Here is a 15,676-nt window from a genome sequence, read left to right as displayed (position 1 = left end):
CTTAGCCTTCTTCTGATGCCCGGTGCACTCGTGCGCCGGGCATCAGTGCTTCGATCGGTGAACAATCTGCGGGGAGATGCTCGAGATAGCTTGCAGGTGGGCACAAGACAACAACAATGACTTCAAGCGGGTAGCCCATGTTGCGGGCTGGCGCGGTGTCCCATGCGATCAGTGGGTCACCCGCACTGACTTCGTCCCCAAGATTGCGGATACTTGAAAAGCCCTCACCGCCCAGCTTTACCGTGTCAATACCCAGGTGGACGAGAATCTGTTGCCCGTCCGCACGAGTAATTGCGCAGGCGTGAGGAAGTAGGTGCGTGAGGGTGCCATCCGTAGGAGCGCACACCTTCACATAACGGTCATTTTCTGGTGCGACGGCGAAGCCCGGCCCCATGATTTCCTCGGCGAAAACCGGGTCCGCGAGCGTATTGAGATGTCGAAGCGTCCCGGAAATGGGGGAGTAGAGCTCGAAACTCACTTGAGTGAAGAGATTTCCTCAGCGATTTCTTCTGCTTGCGGACCCATGACGATCTGTGCGTGGGACCCCACCACGACGACACCGAATGCGCCGGCTTCACGAAGCGCGGCCTCGTCGATCTTTGAATCATCCTTGAAATCAACGCGAATGCGGGTGATGCAATGCTGAAGATCGGTGATGTTATCCCAACCGCCAAGTGCGTTCAGGATGGTTTCTGCTTGGCTCATGATGCCTCCCCATTGCGATTTAGCCCTTAGGCCAAGGATAACGCGAAAATGCTCCCGTGTTCAGGGAATTAGGTCAGAAATTTGGGTGAATAGACTAGTATTCAAGGCGTGGAACCAGACATTTTGTTAACAGTCGTGATCCCTGCCTACAACGCACAGGACTACATTGATCGAGCAGTGACTTCAGTGCGTGGCTTTGATGAAGTCGAGGTGCTCATCGTCGATGATGGCTCTCGCGATAAAACCGCTCAGATTGCTGATGAATGGGTAGCTCGTGATCCCGAGCATATCCGCGTTATTCATCAGGAGAATGCTGGCCATGGCGGCGCTGTTAACGCTGGCATTGCTTCGGCGCGTGGGCGTTACCTCAAAATTCTCGATGCTGATGACTGGTTGGATCGTCTGGCGCTGAAACGTGCCCTTGAGCGCTTGGCTCTTCGCGAAGAGCAAGGGGAACCTCTTGACCTTCTAGTCGCTAATTACGTCTATGAAAAGCAAGGAAAGTCCCATAAAGCGGTGATCCGCTATGGCAATGTGATTCCTCGTGATCGAGTGGTGAGCTGGGATGAGGTCAAGCGCTGCCGCTACGACCAGTACTTGATGATGCATGCGCTCATTTTGCGCACGGAGCTTGTGCGCGAGTGCGGACTAGTGCTCCCGACGCACACTTTCTATGTCGACTTCATTTATTCCTTCGTGCCGGTCATCGATGTGCGCACTTTCGAGTATCTCGATGTTGACCTCTATCGCTACTTCATTGGGCGCGATGATCAGTCAGTCAATGAACAAGTGATGATTTCACGTGTCGATCAGTTATTGCGTGTGAATGCCGCAATGGTTGACGCAATTCCTCATCCCGATGATGTCCCGCCGAAACTGTACCGCTACCTCGTTCATTACCTGCGGATTAACTGTGTGATCTGTACGGTCATGCTTTTACGTTCGGGAACGGAAGAGAATGCGGCTCGCAAGGAAGAACTATGGGCGCAGCTAGAAGCGAAGAAGCCGGAGGCGTATCGAGCGGTACGCCGAGATCTTCTTGGGCGTTTGATTACCTTGCGTTCGAAGCCCGGGCGCGCGGTAATTATGTCGGGCTACCACATTTCGCAGTGGGTCTTGGGATTTAACTAAGTAGCTCAGCTGGGGCAAAGTGTCCATTTGACTTAGGGTAGGGGCACGCTCTTTAATGGTAATGAGAACGATTATCATTCTAGAGAGTTGGTCATGTCAGCATTGTGCCCTAAGGTAGCGCGCGCACTCATTTCACTATTCGCCGCCATTTCGCTCATCAGCGCCTGGATCTTTCTTCCACCTCCGGCTCAAGCGGATAGTCTTTCCTCCTCCCCGGAGGAACCCCGGCTGGCGAGCGCGCTCCAGGTCACAGCCTGCGACAATGCTGGCAATGACAGAAATAGCATTGAGCTGTGTACTCCGGGGGACAATGGCGCCAAGTCGCCTCTTCGCGATGGCGCACTGAGGTTTCAAACAACTTCGGCAGAGCGCGACGGAGAGCTTGGCCTTGCTGAAGGATATGAAATCGGCGTTGAACTCAACCCCTCTCTCTTCACCCAAGGAACTCGCTATCTCATTGAATTGACCACCCATTCTGAGGATGGAGCTGAAAAACAAGGCACTCCCACCGCACTGAGTATCGAAAGCAGCGGGCAACGCCGCTTTGGTACCCCAGTTGAGCAAAATACCAACGGCGCTCACGAGATCTACCGAGGCTTTTCCTTAGAAGCCGGAGAAGAAGATCTCGTGTCAGGGCACGTGCAGCTCCGCTTCGCTGACCTTGGTATCCGCTCGCTTCGACTTCGCATTCTTGAAGCGGTCGAGGGAGGTGATCCTTCTCTTATTTCCGAGGCCGAATTCACCGCGAGCATTGAAGCACCTGCGAGCGTGACGGAGCCGTCCGCTCAAGCCACTGTTCCCTCTCCCCTTAAGACCGCCCAGGAGAAGGACTCTGCTCAAAGTGGCGCCTCCGCTGTGCTCCCGAATAGTCGTGAGGCGAGCGAAAGTGCGGCGGCCTCGGCAAACAGTGGTCAAGGACAAGCGAGCGCTAGGGCGAACTCAGCCGAGCGCCGTCTCACTCTTGACCACGGGCATATCGACCTCTTCTACATGACGCTCGACGACCAAGGACATCCTGTTCTGAAAGTGATGGAAGACGTCACCGGATCTGGCGTACAACACGAAGCAGAAGAACTGCGCCTTGTCGTTCCTTCTTCGGCGCTCAAACACTCTCTTCCCCAAGACATTGTTGCCGGGGGAAGCGGATATTTCCTCCCGCAAACTCAAGACCCAACTCTGCCGTGGCCAGGGTGGGATGTTCTTTCTCTTGCTCCTGCGGGTTTCGAGCGCGTTGAATTTGACGTTTCCTACACAAATTCCAATGGTGGACGCATTTCGCTGTGGACCGAAGACTTTGTCGCAGGGCGTTCGTCGCGACTGCGCACAGGAGGTTACGAATTAGATCCAAACGGGTCGACAATCGTCCAAGATTACCTCTCGCACACTCACGCGAACTGGGCCTTTTCTCAAGCGGGAAGCTACGAGCTGAGCGTTCGAGCACGTGCCTATCGAAACGATGGTTCCTTTGAAACAACGCGCAGCGCTCACTATCTCATTGAGGTTGGCGGAGCCCAGGGCGTGGCGCCGAAGGACTCAACGGCCGAGAGCGGCGGTGTACTTCCCCCTGCAGTTGATGCGGGGAGGACAAGCGACGACGAATCACTTACGCGTGATGCCCCCCAGCGCCTTGGTGCAGAGCGCTGCATTCCCACCCGGATTACCCGCGAAGCAAACGAGGATGAAATTTCACGAATCCGCAGTGATAACGAGACTCCCAACCAAGCAATAACGACCCTGAACGTTCAGGTTGGTAGCGAAGGCGGAATTACCGACGGGCACTTTGACCTGGGACCAGCAATTGAAAACGGCCAATTAGTCGCGCGAATTAAAGACGACCGAGCCGTACCTGCAGTGTGGAAAGATCCCGCATCAATGACCTTCGCACTGGGGGAGAAGGCCAAGATCAAGGCTCCTGAGGCGCTCAGCTACGCCGCGAGCGTGGGACAAGACGTGTGGATGATCCCCGCCACCCAGATACGAGGCGTTCCGTGGCTCGGAATGAATTCGCAACGCGAAGAAATCGTGACTGAAACCAGCGGTCAGGTCCGTTTCTCTCTCCTTGATGTTCAAGGCCCCGGAAATGTCGCAGTATTTGAGTCGGGAAGCTTGGGCGCAGGAATCGGTACTCACGTTTTCGACGGTGCAGGAACAAGCTATACCCTGCCTGCCAATACTCATGCCCACCAAAACTGGGTGTTCACCGAACCGGGTTCCTACCAGCTGACGATCGCCATGAATGTGACGCCTCGCGGCAAAGACCTGCGCGGAAGTGGAAGCGGATCTGCTGGATCCTTAGTTGCAGCCGGTGGAACTGGAGAACACGGACGTCCTCTGGTTTACGCGATCGTCGGACGCACGGCCTCGGGACAACCCTGCAGCCTAGCATCAACGGGCGCGGGGACCGCGGAACTTGCCCCGATGATCCTTGCAGCCCTCCTGATCGGATTCGGGTGTATTGCCACATCGACGCATATGCGGGTGAGACGGTGAAGTTTGCACGCTTCGTATCAGCGATTGTCACGTGCGTTCTTGCTGGCGCAGTTGGAGGATGTGCACCGCATAACGATGCTTCATCGCACCGCCTCAGCATTGTCGCAACAACGGGGATCTTGGCGGACTTTGCGCGAAACGTTGGCGGGGAATACGTCGATGTTCATCAGCTCATTCCCAACGGCGCTGATCCGCACTCGTGGGAACTGAGTCTGAGGGGTATTCGCGATATTGCCTACGCGGATATTGCGGTCACGAACTACCTGATGTTGGAGGATCATTCGGTGATTCGCGCGCTCGATGCAAATCTTCCCAAGGACGCTCTCTCGCTGTCCCTTGCGGAGGAAAGCGCGAAGTTTGGCGGCACTCTCATTCCCCTTGTAGAAGATCGCTCCCTTGATACCCCGTGGCTCGGAATGCGAGTCTATGGGGATGGAAGCCAGATCGGGGCAAAACGGTCATCCCAGGTAGAACTCTCTGTCACTGGCATCGAAGGACCAGGACACGCCAGTGCCTACATCACGACAAGTTTTGGAAGTCCTGAGATCGCTTTCGCTTCACGTGATGGTGTTGATAGTGGGAATCATTGGGAAACAGATACCTCAATTCTGCCCGTTGGGGCACACCAGCACATGAGCTGGGTTTTTACTCAGCCCGGTATCTACACGCTGCATCTACGAGCTCGCCTGCGCGTCACTCCGGATGCTGAGCCGATCGAACTTCCCCCCTCACACGTGACCTTCGCCGTGGGTGTCGATTCGGAAAAAGTTGCTCGCGAACGTGGGCTTTTTCTTCTCCGACGAGGCCATAGTGACATCACCGTGGACCTGAACTCGCGCGCGTTGACCCTGATGGTTGACCGAGAAAAAGACGGTGGAGTCCCTGAGGGTGCGCCACTATTGGAGGCGCCCGAGACGGGCAACGGGCTTCCTTCACCCCTCGCTTCCCTTGACCTTAAGCGGGTGCTGATCGATGTTCCTTCACGCACCTTGCGCGAAATTCCCAAAGGCAGGGGATGGGAATTCATCGGTTCGGGTGACGGCCAGGCCTATGTTCTGCCCCAAGCAGTGCTTGGTAAACACGTGCACGGTGATATTGACCCACATGCATGGCATGACATTCACAACGCCCAGGCCTATGTGCGAGTCATTGAAAATGCCTTATCGACGCGTGACCCCGAGCATAGCGCGCAATACGCAGCCAACGCTTCGGCCTATATCGCCAAGCTTGACGAGGTCGACCGTGAGTTTGCGCAGGCAATTGCGAAGATTAACCCACTTGATAGGAAACTTGTGACCACTCACGATGCCTATGCCTATCTGGCACGTGCGTATGACTTTGAAATTGCTGGCTACCTGAGTGCTCAAGACGGTAGCGAAGCCTCGATTGCAGACCGCAAACGCGTTGCGCAGACCTTGAAGAACATGAAAATAACCGCGGTCTTCTTGGAACCGCAAAAACGCAGCCGTCACCCCGTTATCGCTCAGGTTGCCGAAGAGAGCGGCGTTCAGGTCTGCGGGCTTTATGGAGACACCTTGGACGGACAAGCTCCGACGTATATCGAGATGATGCGTGCGAACGCCCATTCTTTGTCGCAGTGTTTAGGAAAGGACCATTCATGATCAACAGCACGGGGCATGTGCGTTCGACACAGGGCTTAATGGCACTTCTTGTCGGTATCGGGCTGAGTTTTGGTGTGGCACTGTCGGCACGTGCTGATGACTCGTTAACTCAACATGTGGACTCTTCAGAACAAGTCGTCCGAGAAGAAGCAGTTATTGAACGTGGTCACGTTGACTTGGGGCCAAAGATCGTCGATTCGAAACCGGAGATTCTGGCGCGTGACGATTCCGGTGAGACCCCGCTTTGGCGCCCGCTAGACAGCCTTGTATTTCGCGTGACGGATTCGGGTAAGCTCCAGGTGCCTTCCGACCCAAGCTATTCATTCCTCCACGCACGTGAAGGAGAGTCATACTGGGTTATTCCGCAAACTCAAAACCCTAATGTTGTCTGGTTGGGATGGAATACTCAAGACCCGGAACTGATTAAAGTGATGGGCAATGGCGCGACGATGACCTTGGGGAATCTCCAGGGACCCGGTCAAGCATGGCTCTTCCTTCAAGACGGGGCTTTTGGAGCACCGACGGTCTTGTACGACTCTACTGCTTCCTCTCAATCCGATATCTGGGTTGAAGCTAATACTCATGTTCATGCGAACTGGGCGTTTTCTGCCCCCGGCGCGTATGCGCTCAGCGTCCGCTGGTGTTTTGGTGACAGCAACTCTCCGCAGTGTGTAGCCGACACTCTACGATTCGTCGTAGGCGACGAGGCCAAGGTTGAGGAAGCCCGCGCGCTCACGACCACTGCGCTCGCGGCCTCGTCAAAGGCCAACAAGCAACCTAGCGCGCACGAGGATGCGAGCCAGCAAGGGGGAAACAGAGAGTTCTTCATCTACGGAGGGATCTGCCTTGTCTTGGGTGTGATCGCCTTCGTTCTTGTTGCTCGTCGTACAAAGAGAACGCAGGCACAGATTGAGGAGGCACGCGAGGAAGTTCGCCGTGGTTTCGGATCGGAAAGCGGTGCCTGATGGAGTCTGAGAACACTGTTTCGGCCCTCGACATTTGTGACCTTGATGTGTCCTACCCCGGGCGCGAGGTACTCAGATCGGTCTCACTCACTGTTGCTCCCGGAGAGTTTTGCGCACTGATTGGTCCCAACGGTGCCGGAAAAACGACTCTTTTACGCGCAATCCTTGGTGCGATCCCATCTCGCTCGAGGCACATCACCTCAATGGGGGCGCCACTACAGCCCCGCGCAGTCGGCTACGTTCCGCAGCGTCATGAGTTTGCATGGGATTTTCCCATTACGATCCGTCAAGCTGTCCTGAGCGCGCTTGCTCCTCGGATTGGTTGGGGACGTAGAGCTCGCCTCGATGATCATCGTGCGGTTGAAGAGGCGTTGCATCAGGTTGGCTTGGCGCAGCTGGGGGAGCGAGTCATTGGTGAGCTATCGGGTGGTCAGCGCCAGCGCGTTCTGGTTGCTAGGGCTCTTGCTCTGCGTCCGCAGTTGCTATTGCTGGATGAACCCTTTACCGGACTCGATATGCCCACCCAAGAAAGCCTGATCGATGTCTTTCAAGGGCTTGCGCGCACGGGGTGCGCAATTGTCATGACGACCCACGACATTCTTGGCGCAATCGATGCGTGCGATCGGCTTTTCTTACTGAATTCGACGGTTATTGCCTCTGGAAAACCGGAGGATATTCGGGATCCTCAGGTGTGGATGCGTACCTTTGATATTCGCCCCTCGAATCCCTTGCTGAAAGTCCTCGGGGTGATGTGAGTGCTGAGCATTATCGATTTTTTCAACGATTTAACGAACCCTGCCTTAGCCTTCTTACCGCGTGCAGTGCTTGTTACATGTGTTGCTGCATGTGTGTGCGCAGTAGTTGGCTGCCATGTTGTTTTGCGGGGAATGTCATTCATTGGAGATGCCGTAGCACACTCCGTATTCCCTGGTCTTGCCATTGCCTTCGTCTGCTCGGGATCGCTGGTGCTGGGAGGAACGCTTGCTGGCGTTGGAACTGCTGTGCTCGTTGCACTTCTTTCGCAAAATAGGCGTTTGAAGGAAGACTCAATCATCGGTGTTCTCTTCGTTGGAGCCTTTGGTCTGGGCTTGGTCATTATTTCCTGGGCTCCGGGCTACGCTGGCTCTCTCCAGGACTTCCTCTTCGGCTCACTGACGGGGATCCCAGCATCGGAAGTACCTTTTGTGCTTGTAGCATCCGCGCTGATCTTGGGAGTCTTTGCCTTCTTTCATAAGGAGATCGTTGCGGTCAGTCTTGACCGGGAAAGTGCGCGAGTCTCTGGATTGCCGGTAATGGCTCTGGATCTATTGGTCTATATCAGTGTTGCTGGCGCAGTCGTGATTTCCGTTCAGATCATCGGCAATATCTTGGTCCTTGCTCTTCTTATTACCCCAGCCGCCAGTGCACGTTTGCTGATGAACTCTTTGCATTCGATGATGTGGGGAGCCATCACTATCGGTGTCCTCAGCTCGATCGTCGGAATCTACGTGTCGTGGTCCTTAGACCTGCCCGCCGGTGCTTCTATTGTTTGCGTGGTAACCGCGGTTTTCGCTGTTTGCTGGGGATATCGAGCTATTCGTGTTCGTTTCGCATGATGGAATAAAATTGCCCGGAGCATGAGACGTTACTAGGTTTGGCCCTGTATAAGGGAAGGAAACGTCTACATGAGTACAGCAGCACCAACTGCAAAACGACGCACGCGCGATACATGGACCAGTCAAACTGGTTTCCTACTGGCAGCAATCGGTTCCGCGATTGGTTTGGGCAATATTTGGCGATTCCCTGGTGTTGCCTACACCAACGGCGGAGGAGCATTCCTTGTTCCTTACCTTGTTGCCCTGCTTTTTGCCGGTATCCCGATCCTGTGGCTTGAATACGCCGTGGGCCACAAGTTCCGTGGAACGCCACCGTGGGCATTTCGTCGTATGAGCGTCAAGGGTGAATTCCTTGGCTGGTTCTGTGTCTTTATTTGTTTCGTCATCATCACCTACTACGCCGCTGTTGTCGCGTGGTCGAGTAGCTACGTTGTTTATTCGATCAACGAGGCCTGGGGAAACGATTCGAAGACCTTCTTCCTTTCGTCCTTCCTTGGAACCGTGGGATCCAAGGAATTTTCGTGGACGCCGGTCCTAGCTGTTTCTGTGCCGCTCCTCCTTGTGTGGGTGTGCATCCTGCTGATTGTCTCCTTCGGCGTCTCCAAGGGCGTTGAGAAGGCGAACAAGGTCTTCCTTCCCTTGCTTGTCGTCCTCTTCTTGGCACTCGTTGTGCGCGCACTTTTCCTTCCCGGTGCGCTTGAAGGGCTCAACGCTTTCTTCACACCAAATTGGAGTGCCTTGACCGATTCCAAGGTGTGGATTGAAGCATTCGCGCAAATCTTCTTCTCGCTCTCCGTCGGCTTCGGCATCATGCTGACCTACGCCTCGTACCTCAAGAAGAAGTCGAACGTGACCGGCACCGCTCTGGTCGCGGGATTTGCAAACTCTTCCTTTGAGATTCTTGCAGGTATCGGCGTCTTCTCAGCCCTTGGCTTCATGGCTCACACGCAAGGAGTTGCGGTTTCTGAACTTCAGGGACTGAGGGGTCCGATCCTGTCCTTCGTAACATTCCCGAAGATTATTTCGATGATGCCCGGTGGGCCTCTCTTCGGTGTTCTCTTCTTCTCCTCACTTGTCTTGGCGGGTATCACCTCCTTGCTCTCGCTGCTTCAGGTCGTTTCGGGCGCACTCCAGGACAAGTTCGCGATGCAACCAATTAAGGCCTCGCTGGTCATGGGAATCCCGGCAACGGTGATTTCACTGGCACTGTTCGGCACCCGTTCAGGACTCAACACACTCGATATCGTCGATAACTTCATCAACAACGTCGGTGTCGTTGGTTGCGCGGTCGCAATGACGCTGTTCACTGCCCTTGTTCGTCCGCGTCTGGCGGGGCTGCGCAGACACCTCAATTCCGTTTCTGCCCCGGCGATCCCGCCCGTTTGGGATTTTCTGGTTGGAATCGTTATTCCCGCCGTTCTCACATTCATGCTCATTTCTTCACTGATTAAGAGCTTGCGAAATGGGTACGACGAATACGCGACCTACTTAGTGACGATCTTCGGATGGGGATCGGTGGCAATTGCCCTCATCGCCTCTGCGATTCTCACTCTTGTTCCCTGGTCGCATCCTCAGCGCACCTCGACAACCCCCACTGATCAGGAGATGGCATGAACGCCGTTGCTATTATCATGATGCTCGTCACCGTGCTTTTGGTGTGGGGAGGACTTGTTGCTTCACTCGTGATGCTTCGACTCCTGCCGACTCCTGGCGAGGACGAGGCTGAAACAACCGCTCCTGTTACGGAGCCCAACTCACGATAGGGGATAGCGTGCGCCTCGTAGCTTTCGACCTTGATGACACATTGGCTCCTTCGAAGTCCGCGCTTCCATCTGCGATGGCTCAGCAACTACGCGCACTTTTAGATGTCGTTCCTGTGTGTGTCATTTCAGGTGGGGAGTTCGGCCAATTTCGCGCACAGTTGCTGGAGAATCTGGACGCAACTTCCGAGCAGCTCTCGAAACTTCACCTCATGCCAACCTGCGGTACGCGTTACTATCGCTGGAATGCAGATCACTCCAACTGGGATCAGGTCTATGCGAATGATCTGAGTCAGGACGAACGCGAGCGTGCAATCAAGTCGCTACGCCTGCGCGCTCATGAACAGGGAGTGTGGGAAGCACAGCCATGGGGCGAGATCATCGAAGACCGAGGATCACAGATCACTTTTTCTGCCCTTGGCCAGCAGGCTCCTCTCGAGGCGAAACGCGCATGGGATCCCAGTGGAGACAAAAAGCGTAAGTTGCGGGACGCTGTTGCTTTGGATGTTCCTGATCTTGAAGTGCGTGCAGGCGGTTCAACGTCGGTCGATATCACCCGTCGTGGAATCGACAAAGCCTATGGAATGGCAAAGCTTGTTGAGATGACGGGGATTGCCCCACAGGACATGCTCTTCATTGGCGATCGCCTTGACGAGGCAGGCAACGACTATCCGGTTAAGGCCGCAGGGTATCCAACGCGTCCTGTTGCCGGCTGGGAAGAGTGCGTCGACGTTATTGCTCAGATCGTTTCTGAGCTTTCTGGGCGAGCTTAGTTCCCAATTGTGCGTGTTGCCCACAGGGCAACCGCACTTGCTGCTGCGACGTTGAGTGAATCGACCCCACCCATCATGGGAATTCGAACAACGTAATCAGTCTGGGCGATTGTTGCCTTTTTGAGGCCGTCGCCCTCGGTGCCCATGATGAGTGCGAGACGTGCGTCTGGTGCGGTCATCGCCGGCATCGTGATGAATTCGTCGAGGCTTACAGAATCATCACTCAATGCAAGAGAAGCAAGGGTAAAGCCTGCGGCGTGTAATTCATCTTTTGCCGGCCACTTGTCGAGTCTGGTCCATGGAACTTGAAACACGGTCCCCATGGATACTCGTACTGAGCGCCTGTACAAAGGATCTGCACACTGCGGCGTGACGAGCACGGCATCGGCGCCCAAAGCAGCAGCGCTTCGGAAAGCCGCGCCGACGTTCGTATGATCGACCAGGTCTTCCAAGATCAGCACACGTTTGGGGCCTTCTCCCAAGGAACTCAGCAGCTCAGTGACGGCTTGGAGCTCAGGGCGTTGCATTGCCGCGAGCGCTCCGCGGTGGAGGTGAAATCCCGTAATCGATTCGAGTAGCTCTTCAGGAGCGATAAAGACGGGAGTGTCGCCGCCGTCGGCTGCGCCGAGGAAGTGTTCAAGAAGGGGCTCAAGATCGGGGAGCCAACGGGGTGCCATCATCAAGGACCGTGGGCGATGTCCTGCCTCAAGAGCGCGAATGATGACGTTCGTGGATTCTGCCATGTATAAGCCGCGCTCAACTTCCAGACTTTTACGCAGGTTGACGTCCGTCATGGAGGTGTAATCGGCAAGACGAGGGTCATCTGGTGCGGATAGGGCCGTCAGTTCAATGAGCATTCCTTCATTGTGCCACGCCTGCTAGCTCGCATCAGTCCCACCATAGCCACCAACCGGGACCGTGAGCCTCGTCCATACACGCGATCGGTTCGCATTCGTCCGGCCTGCAATAGCCATCGAATCCCAATCGCTCTTGAAGGCGTTCCCACACACCATCTTCGTAGATCAGTGCCCAGGGAGAGTCCTGATAGTCGCGAGCTGAGGAATCCTCGATGTACACGGAATCGATGCTCATTCGTTCATCCCATCGCGGAGAAAGAACCAGATAACCTCCGAGGAGTACATGCGAATCGGCGAATGCTGCCTCAAAGAACAAATCGAGCGGCGGTGCATTGTTTTGACGATCTGCAAGGTTATCAACGGGGAGAAGTGGGCGTACTTCTTGTGCGATATGTCCGTTCACACCCGAAAAACGTGCAAAGTCTGCACAGATGCTGGGGGAGTCAACATAGGGACGCATGAGTTGCAAAATGCCATTGTCTTCGATCCAACCGGAAGCTCCGTACAGGCCGCTCGTTGGTAGTGACGCAAGAGAATGGGATGCCATCGGAAAGGTCCTTTCGTGAAGAGTGATGGCATCAGTCTGCGCTTGCGCACTACTGCGCTGCGGGGCGCTGAACAAACCTGTGGAAAACGCCGATAGGAGTGCAGGCTGTGGATAAAACTGGTGGGTATCAGCAACAGCTGATACCCACCACTCAAAAACCTAGATGTCGGTTACCTCGTTGGGAACTGCCCACGAGCAACCTGCGGGCGAGGCGAACGCCATGGGCGAAGCATAATTGCCCGCGAAAAAACATAGAACCACATACGGGGCGGGATCTTCTCGCGCGGGTGAACTTCACCAAGCCTGCGCTTAATCTTCCGCCAGACAATCGTGGACTCAACGATTGCAATCAAGAACAGTCCGTACATGATCAGCATGACGATGAAGAGTGCGCGCTGAGCAAGATCTGAAGTTGACGAGAAGAACGACACCGCGAAGAAGACGACAAAAAAGACGATCATCACAGGAAACACGAATTCTGATGCCGAGCGACGAGCGTCGATCCAGTCGCGGGTAAAACGCTTGACTGTGCCCTTGTCACGCAAAGGCATGTAGCGTTCATCGCCGGTAACCAAGGCTTCTTGCTCGAGGCGGTCGCGTTCAGCTCGCATGGCACGTGCGCGCTCACGTGCAGCCTTCTTTGCTGCTTTACGATCAGCGACGATCAAGGAGTGATCATTACGGGCCTGTGCAGCCTTGCGCGTAGGAGTCGGACCGCTCTTTGTACGGTCACTCGCAGCGCGAGTTTCAGGCGTTTCTTCGGGTTCTGACTTCTTTGAACTCAACACGCTTCTAAGGGTAATAGATAGCAGAGTCGATCGGCACATTGACCAGGCCTTAACCGCGCACTGATACAGGTCGCCTCAGAAGCGATACGCTTGGATACATGGCTATTGACGAACTTCGTGAGCGCCTCGACGCGCTCTTCCCGCAATTGGTCGACGAGCTTTCACAGCTTGTTGCGATCCCTTCGGTTTCTTCTGATCCTTCTCACAACGCTGACGTTGAACGCTCGGCTGAACATATTCGTTCTCGTTTCGAGGCACTGGGTTTGGATGCCCAGATTCATTCGGTGACCACTCCTGAGGGAGTACAGGGCAAGCCTGCAATTCTTGCACGCTCTGCGCATATTGATGGTGCGCCCACGGTTTTGCTCTACGCGCACCATGATGTCCAGCCCACGGGCGACCTTGCACGTTGGCACTCTGATCCTTGGAAGACGGTCGTCAAGGGCGATCGTATTTATGGTCGCGGCACGTCAGATGACGGCGCAGGTGTCATCGTTCACCTTGGTTCTTTGTCCCTCCTGGGCAAGGAGCTGCGCGCGAACGTCGTTGTGTACATCGAAGGCGAAGAAGAGATCGGTTCGCCCTCCTTCACTCACTTCCTTGAGACCTACCGTGATCAGCTCGAGGCAGACGTTATTATCGTCACCGATTCCGACAACTGGAAGGTTGGAGAACCCGCAGTAACGACCAGCTTGCGGGGTAATTGCGCATTTACCGTTGACCTGACGATTGCCGATCACGCGGTTCACTCGGGAATGTTCGGCGGCCCAATGATCGATGCTGCTACCTGTGCTGCTTTGCTCGTTTCCTCCCTCTACGACAAGGATGGAAATATTGTTGTTGAGGGCTTGGGCGGCGACGACCACGCCGAGGTGGATTGGCCCGAAGACGAATTCCGGGCAGCTAGCGGAATGCTCGATCAGGTGCGCCTGGCCGGAAGCGGTGATTTGGCAGCACGTACGTGGACAAAGCCTTCGGTGTCGCTGATCGGATTCGATACGACTTCGGTTGCGAACTCCTCTAATACGATCATTCCTCATGTTCGTTTCCGTCTGTCGATGCGCACGGTGCCCGGCGTGGACCCGCGTCAAGCAATGGAAGCGATCGAGAAGCACTTGCTTGAGCACGCGCCCTTCGGTGCTCGCGTGGAGATTTCTGATCGAGATCTTGGCCCTGGCTACCTTGCCGATGTCGATTCTCCGGTTTCTCATGTCGTCAAGCAGGCTCTCACTGATGCCTGGGGCGTTCAGGCGGTCAATATTGGTGTTGGCGGTTCGATTCCCTTCATTTCAGAGTTCCAAGAGACCTTCCCCCACGCGCAGGTCGTTGTCACTGGCGTTGAGGATCCTCTGACAAACGCGCACTCCGAGGACGAGTCTCAGTCGCTCTCTGACCTGAAAGCTGCTGTGCTCGCCGAGGCCTTGGTGCTCACACGCTTGGCGCGCAAGTAAGTGGGCCGACTCCTAATTTCGGGGCATTGGGGAGGGGATCGTAATCCTCTCCCCATCCTCGATTTACTTGCGCGAGGTTTTCAATCCCTTGCGCCGACTTGGCAGACGCAGTGTGCTCCCTTTGGCCCTGGGCGCGCCTTTGTCGAGGCCATGCGTTCCCACGCGGGTATTGCAGTGCTTTCAACTGCCGAGGAGGCGGACCTAAAAGTTTTAGGCGCGCGCTATCGCGACGCGATTCTTGCAGGAAAGACTCCTGTTTTGGAAGGTGGGCATCTCGCGCATACCGACGGGGGAGTCGCCTTTCTCGAGGGGCTTTCAGGGCTCAGTCGCGCGGATTATTCTGACTTCGACCGTTGGTTTTTTTCCGCGATCGAGCAGTCACGAGTATTGTGCAGGCGCGGCGATTTCTACGCTGCTTTTTCGAGTGCGAGGCCTCTCTTTGGTCCCTCGTCGACGCTTGCTCTTAATCCCGACCTGAGCCTGCGAAGCGATGCGGATGCGGACTTTAATCGCCAATGGATGCGCCTCTTGCACCAAGTTGCACAACCGTATCTTCCCCTTCAAGGCCAGCCGGCCTCGTTAGTGGAGCCGGGGCGGATCGCAGGATCAGGAGCAAGCGGGGGAGCAGGTGCTGTGATCTCAGTGTTGGGAGGAAGGCTGATCTCTGATGGGGATTTCCTTGCCTACCATACGCATCTTCAATCCCTTCTTGCTGAGGTCGACCTCGTGATCATTCTTGAGCCCGAACTGCACTCTCCGCTCCTTGCTGAGTCGACGCTTCCAACGCTTACCGAGGCCGCGGCACATTTTGCGCTTCCCGTTCTGGCAGTTGCTCGGAGTTCATCGCTTTCGGCTCATGAGCGAGCCGAATGGGGCATCCACGGAGTGCTAACTGACGAAAATGAGGATTTTGAAGCTCTCGGCCAGCGAGGTGCGCGAACATGGGCGAATTAAATGAGTCCTCGCTCTCAGCTTAGAAAATGGCGTCAATC

At 55.4% G+C, this 15,676-nt stretch carries 16 protein-coding genes; 11 read left to right on the top strand and 5 right to left on the bottom strand.

Annotated features, from left to right (window positions below; genetic code table 11):
* Position 1: 1 nt before the first annotated feature.
* Together ACWNMW_RS00195 and ACWNMW_RS00190 are read right to left on the bottom strand one after the other, a co-directional pair.
* Entirely contained in the window at positions 2-478 is a 477-nt protein-coding gene (locus ACWNMW_RS00195; RefSeq protein ID WP_314212896.1) for a PTS sugar transporter subunit IIA, read from the bottom strand.
* A complete protein-coding gene (locus tag ACWNMW_RS00190; protein WP_034503010.1) occupies positions 475-705 on the bottom strand; it encodes a PTS transporter subunit EIIB in 231 nt (76 codons plus the stop codon). Before ACWNMW_RS00190 ends, ACWNMW_RS00195 begins: the two co-directional genes overlap by 4 nt.
* Positions 706-828: 123 nt before the next feature.
* Between ACWNMW_RS00190 and ACWNMW_RS00185 the strand changes: the two genes are divergently transcribed.
* From ACWNMW_RS00185 to ACWNMW_RS00145, 9 genes are all read left to right on the top strand, one after another.
* Positions 829-1,836: a glycosyltransferase family 2 protein gene (locus ACWNMW_RS00185; protein WP_299063631.1), complete on the top strand. Its 1,008-nt coding sequence runs from the start codon at positions 829-831 to the stop codon at positions 1,834-1,836.
* A gap of 93 nt (positions 1,837-1,929) precedes the next feature.
* Positions 1,930-4,326 carry a TIGR03773 family transporter-associated surface protein gene (locus ACWNMW_RS00180; protein ID WP_449489643.1) on the top strand — a complete coding sequence of 799 codons (2,397 nt, stop codon included), beginning with the start codon at positions 1,930-1,932 and terminating at the stop codon, positions 4,324-4,326.
* Positions 4,323-5,948, top strand: coding sequence for an anchored repeat ABC transporter, substrate-binding protein (locus ACWNMW_RS00175; protein ID WP_449489642.1), 1,626 nt, complete (start codon positions 4,323-4,325; stop codon positions 5,946-5,948). Before ACWNMW_RS00180 ends, ACWNMW_RS00175 begins: the two co-directional genes overlap by 4 nt.
* Positions 5,945-6,913 (top strand): choice-of-anchor M domain-containing protein, encoded by a 969-nt coding sequence (locus tag ACWNMW_RS00170; protein WP_449489641.1) that lies wholly within the window; start codon positions 5,945-5,947, stop codon positions 6,911-6,913. Before ACWNMW_RS00175 ends, ACWNMW_RS00170 begins: the two co-directional genes overlap by 4 nt.
* Positions 6,913-7,668 (top strand): anchored repeat-type ABC transporter ATP-binding subunit, encoded by a 756-nt coding sequence (locus ACWNMW_RS00165; RefSeq protein ID WP_449489640.1) that lies wholly within the window; start codon positions 6,913-6,915, stop codon positions 7,666-7,668. The genes ACWNMW_RS00170 and ACWNMW_RS00165 overlap by 1 nt, the downstream gene beginning before the upstream one ends.
* A complete protein-coding gene (locus ACWNMW_RS00160; protein ID WP_034503019.1) occupies positions 7,669-8,508 on the top strand; it encodes an anchored repeat-type ABC transporter permease subunit in 840 nt (279 codons plus the stop codon). It begins immediately after the preceding gene.
* Between the two features lie 69 nt (positions 8,509-8,577).
* A complete protein-coding gene (locus tag ACWNMW_RS00155) occupies positions 8,578-10,122 on the top strand; it encodes a sodium-dependent transporter (protein WP_034503022.1) in 1,545 nt (514 codons plus the stop codon).
* Positions 10,119-10,271, top strand: a complete 153-nt coding sequence (locus ACWNMW_RS00150; protein ID WP_081940808.1) for a methionine/alanine import family NSS transporter small subunit — start codon at positions 10,119-10,121, stop codon at positions 10,269-10,271. Before ACWNMW_RS00155 ends, ACWNMW_RS00150 begins: the two co-directional genes overlap by 4 nt.
* 8 nt (positions 10,272-10,279) lie before the next feature.
* Positions 10,280-11,041 (top strand): HAD-IIB family hydrolase, encoded by a 762-nt coding sequence (locus ACWNMW_RS00145; RefSeq protein WP_449489639.1) that lies wholly within the window; start codon positions 10,280-10,282, stop codon positions 11,039-11,041.
* On the opposite strand, the gene ACWNMW_RS00140 is transcribed toward ACWNMW_RS00145, so the two are convergent.
* From ACWNMW_RS00140 to ACWNMW_RS00130, 3 genes are all read right to left on the bottom strand, one after another.
* Complete coding sequence (locus ACWNMW_RS00140) at positions 11,038-11,898, bottom strand: TrmH family RNA methyltransferase (protein WP_449489638.1); 861 nt, start codon at positions 11,896-11,898, stop codon at positions 11,038-11,040. The genes ACWNMW_RS00145 and ACWNMW_RS00140 overlap by 4 nt on opposite strands.
* A 31-nt stretch (positions 11,899-11,929) precedes the next feature.
* On the bottom strand, positions 11,930-12,445 hold the full coding sequence (locus tag ACWNMW_RS00135; RefSeq protein ID WP_295895093.1) for a hypothetical protein: 516 nt from the start codon (positions 12,443-12,445) through the stop codon (positions 11,930-11,932).
* 170 nt (positions 12,446-12,615) lie between these two features.
* The gene (locus tag ACWNMW_RS00130) at positions 12,616-13,233 is read right to left on the bottom strand and encodes a DUF3043 domain-containing protein (protein WP_449489637.1); all 618 of its coding nucleotides are present in this window, start codon (positions 13,231-13,233) and stop codon (positions 12,616-12,618) included.
* Between the two features lie 98 nt (positions 13,234-13,331).
* Here ACWNMW_RS00130 and ACWNMW_RS00125 point away from each other — a divergent pair, with 98 nt between their 5' ends.
* Entirely contained in the window at positions 13,332-14,684 is a 1,353-nt protein-coding gene (locus ACWNMW_RS00125; RefSeq protein WP_449489636.1) for a M20/M25/M40 family metallo-hydrolase, read from the top strand.
* Positions 14,685-15,638 (top strand): glycerate kinase, encoded by a 954-nt coding sequence (locus ACWNMW_RS00120; protein ID WP_449489635.1) that lies wholly within the window; start codon positions 14,685-14,687, stop codon positions 15,636-15,638.
* Positions 15,639-15,676: the final 38 nt, after the last annotated feature.

The sequence above is a fragment of the Actinomyces sp. Marseille-QA0893 genome (assembly GCF_976954355.1).
Note: the sequence above shows the minus strand (reverse complement) of the source record. Positions and strands in the feature narration are given on the sequence as shown.

Coding starts and splice junctions, on each gene's coding strand:
- ACWNMW_RS00190 (WP_034503010.1), bottom strand. CDS start 705: ATGAGCCAAGCAGAAACCATCCTGAACGCACTTGGCGGTTGGGATAAC.
- ACWNMW_RS00180 (WP_449489643.1), top strand. CDS start 1,930: ATGTCAGCATTGTGCCCTAAGGTAGCGCGCGCACTCATTTCACTATTC.
- ACWNMW_RS00170 (WP_449489641.1), top strand. CDS start 5,945: ATGATCAACAGCACGGGGCATGTGCGTTCGACACAGGGCTTAATGGCA.
- ACWNMW_RS00165 (WP_449489640.1), top strand. CDS start 6,913: ATGGAGTCTGAGAACACTGTTTCGGCCCTCGACATTTGTGACCTTGAT.
- ACWNMW_RS00155 (WP_034503022.1), top strand. CDS start 8,578: ATGAGTACAGCAGCACCAACTGCAAAACGACGCACGCGCGATACATGG.
- ACWNMW_RS00150 (WP_081940808.1), top strand. CDS start 10,119: ATGAACGCCGTTGCTATTATCATGATGCTCGTCACCGTGCTTTTGGTG.
- ACWNMW_RS00140 (WP_449489638.1), bottom strand. CDS start 11,898: ATGCTCATTGAACTGACGGCCCTATCCGCACCAGATGACCCTCGTCTT.
- ACWNMW_RS00135 (WP_295895093.1), bottom strand. CDS start 12,445: ATGGCATCCCATTCTCTTGCGTCACTACCAACGAGCGGCCTGTACGGA.
- ACWNMW_RS00125 (WP_449489636.1), top strand. CDS start 13,332: ATGGCTATTGACGAACTTCGTGAGCGCCTCGACGCGCTCTTCCCGCAA.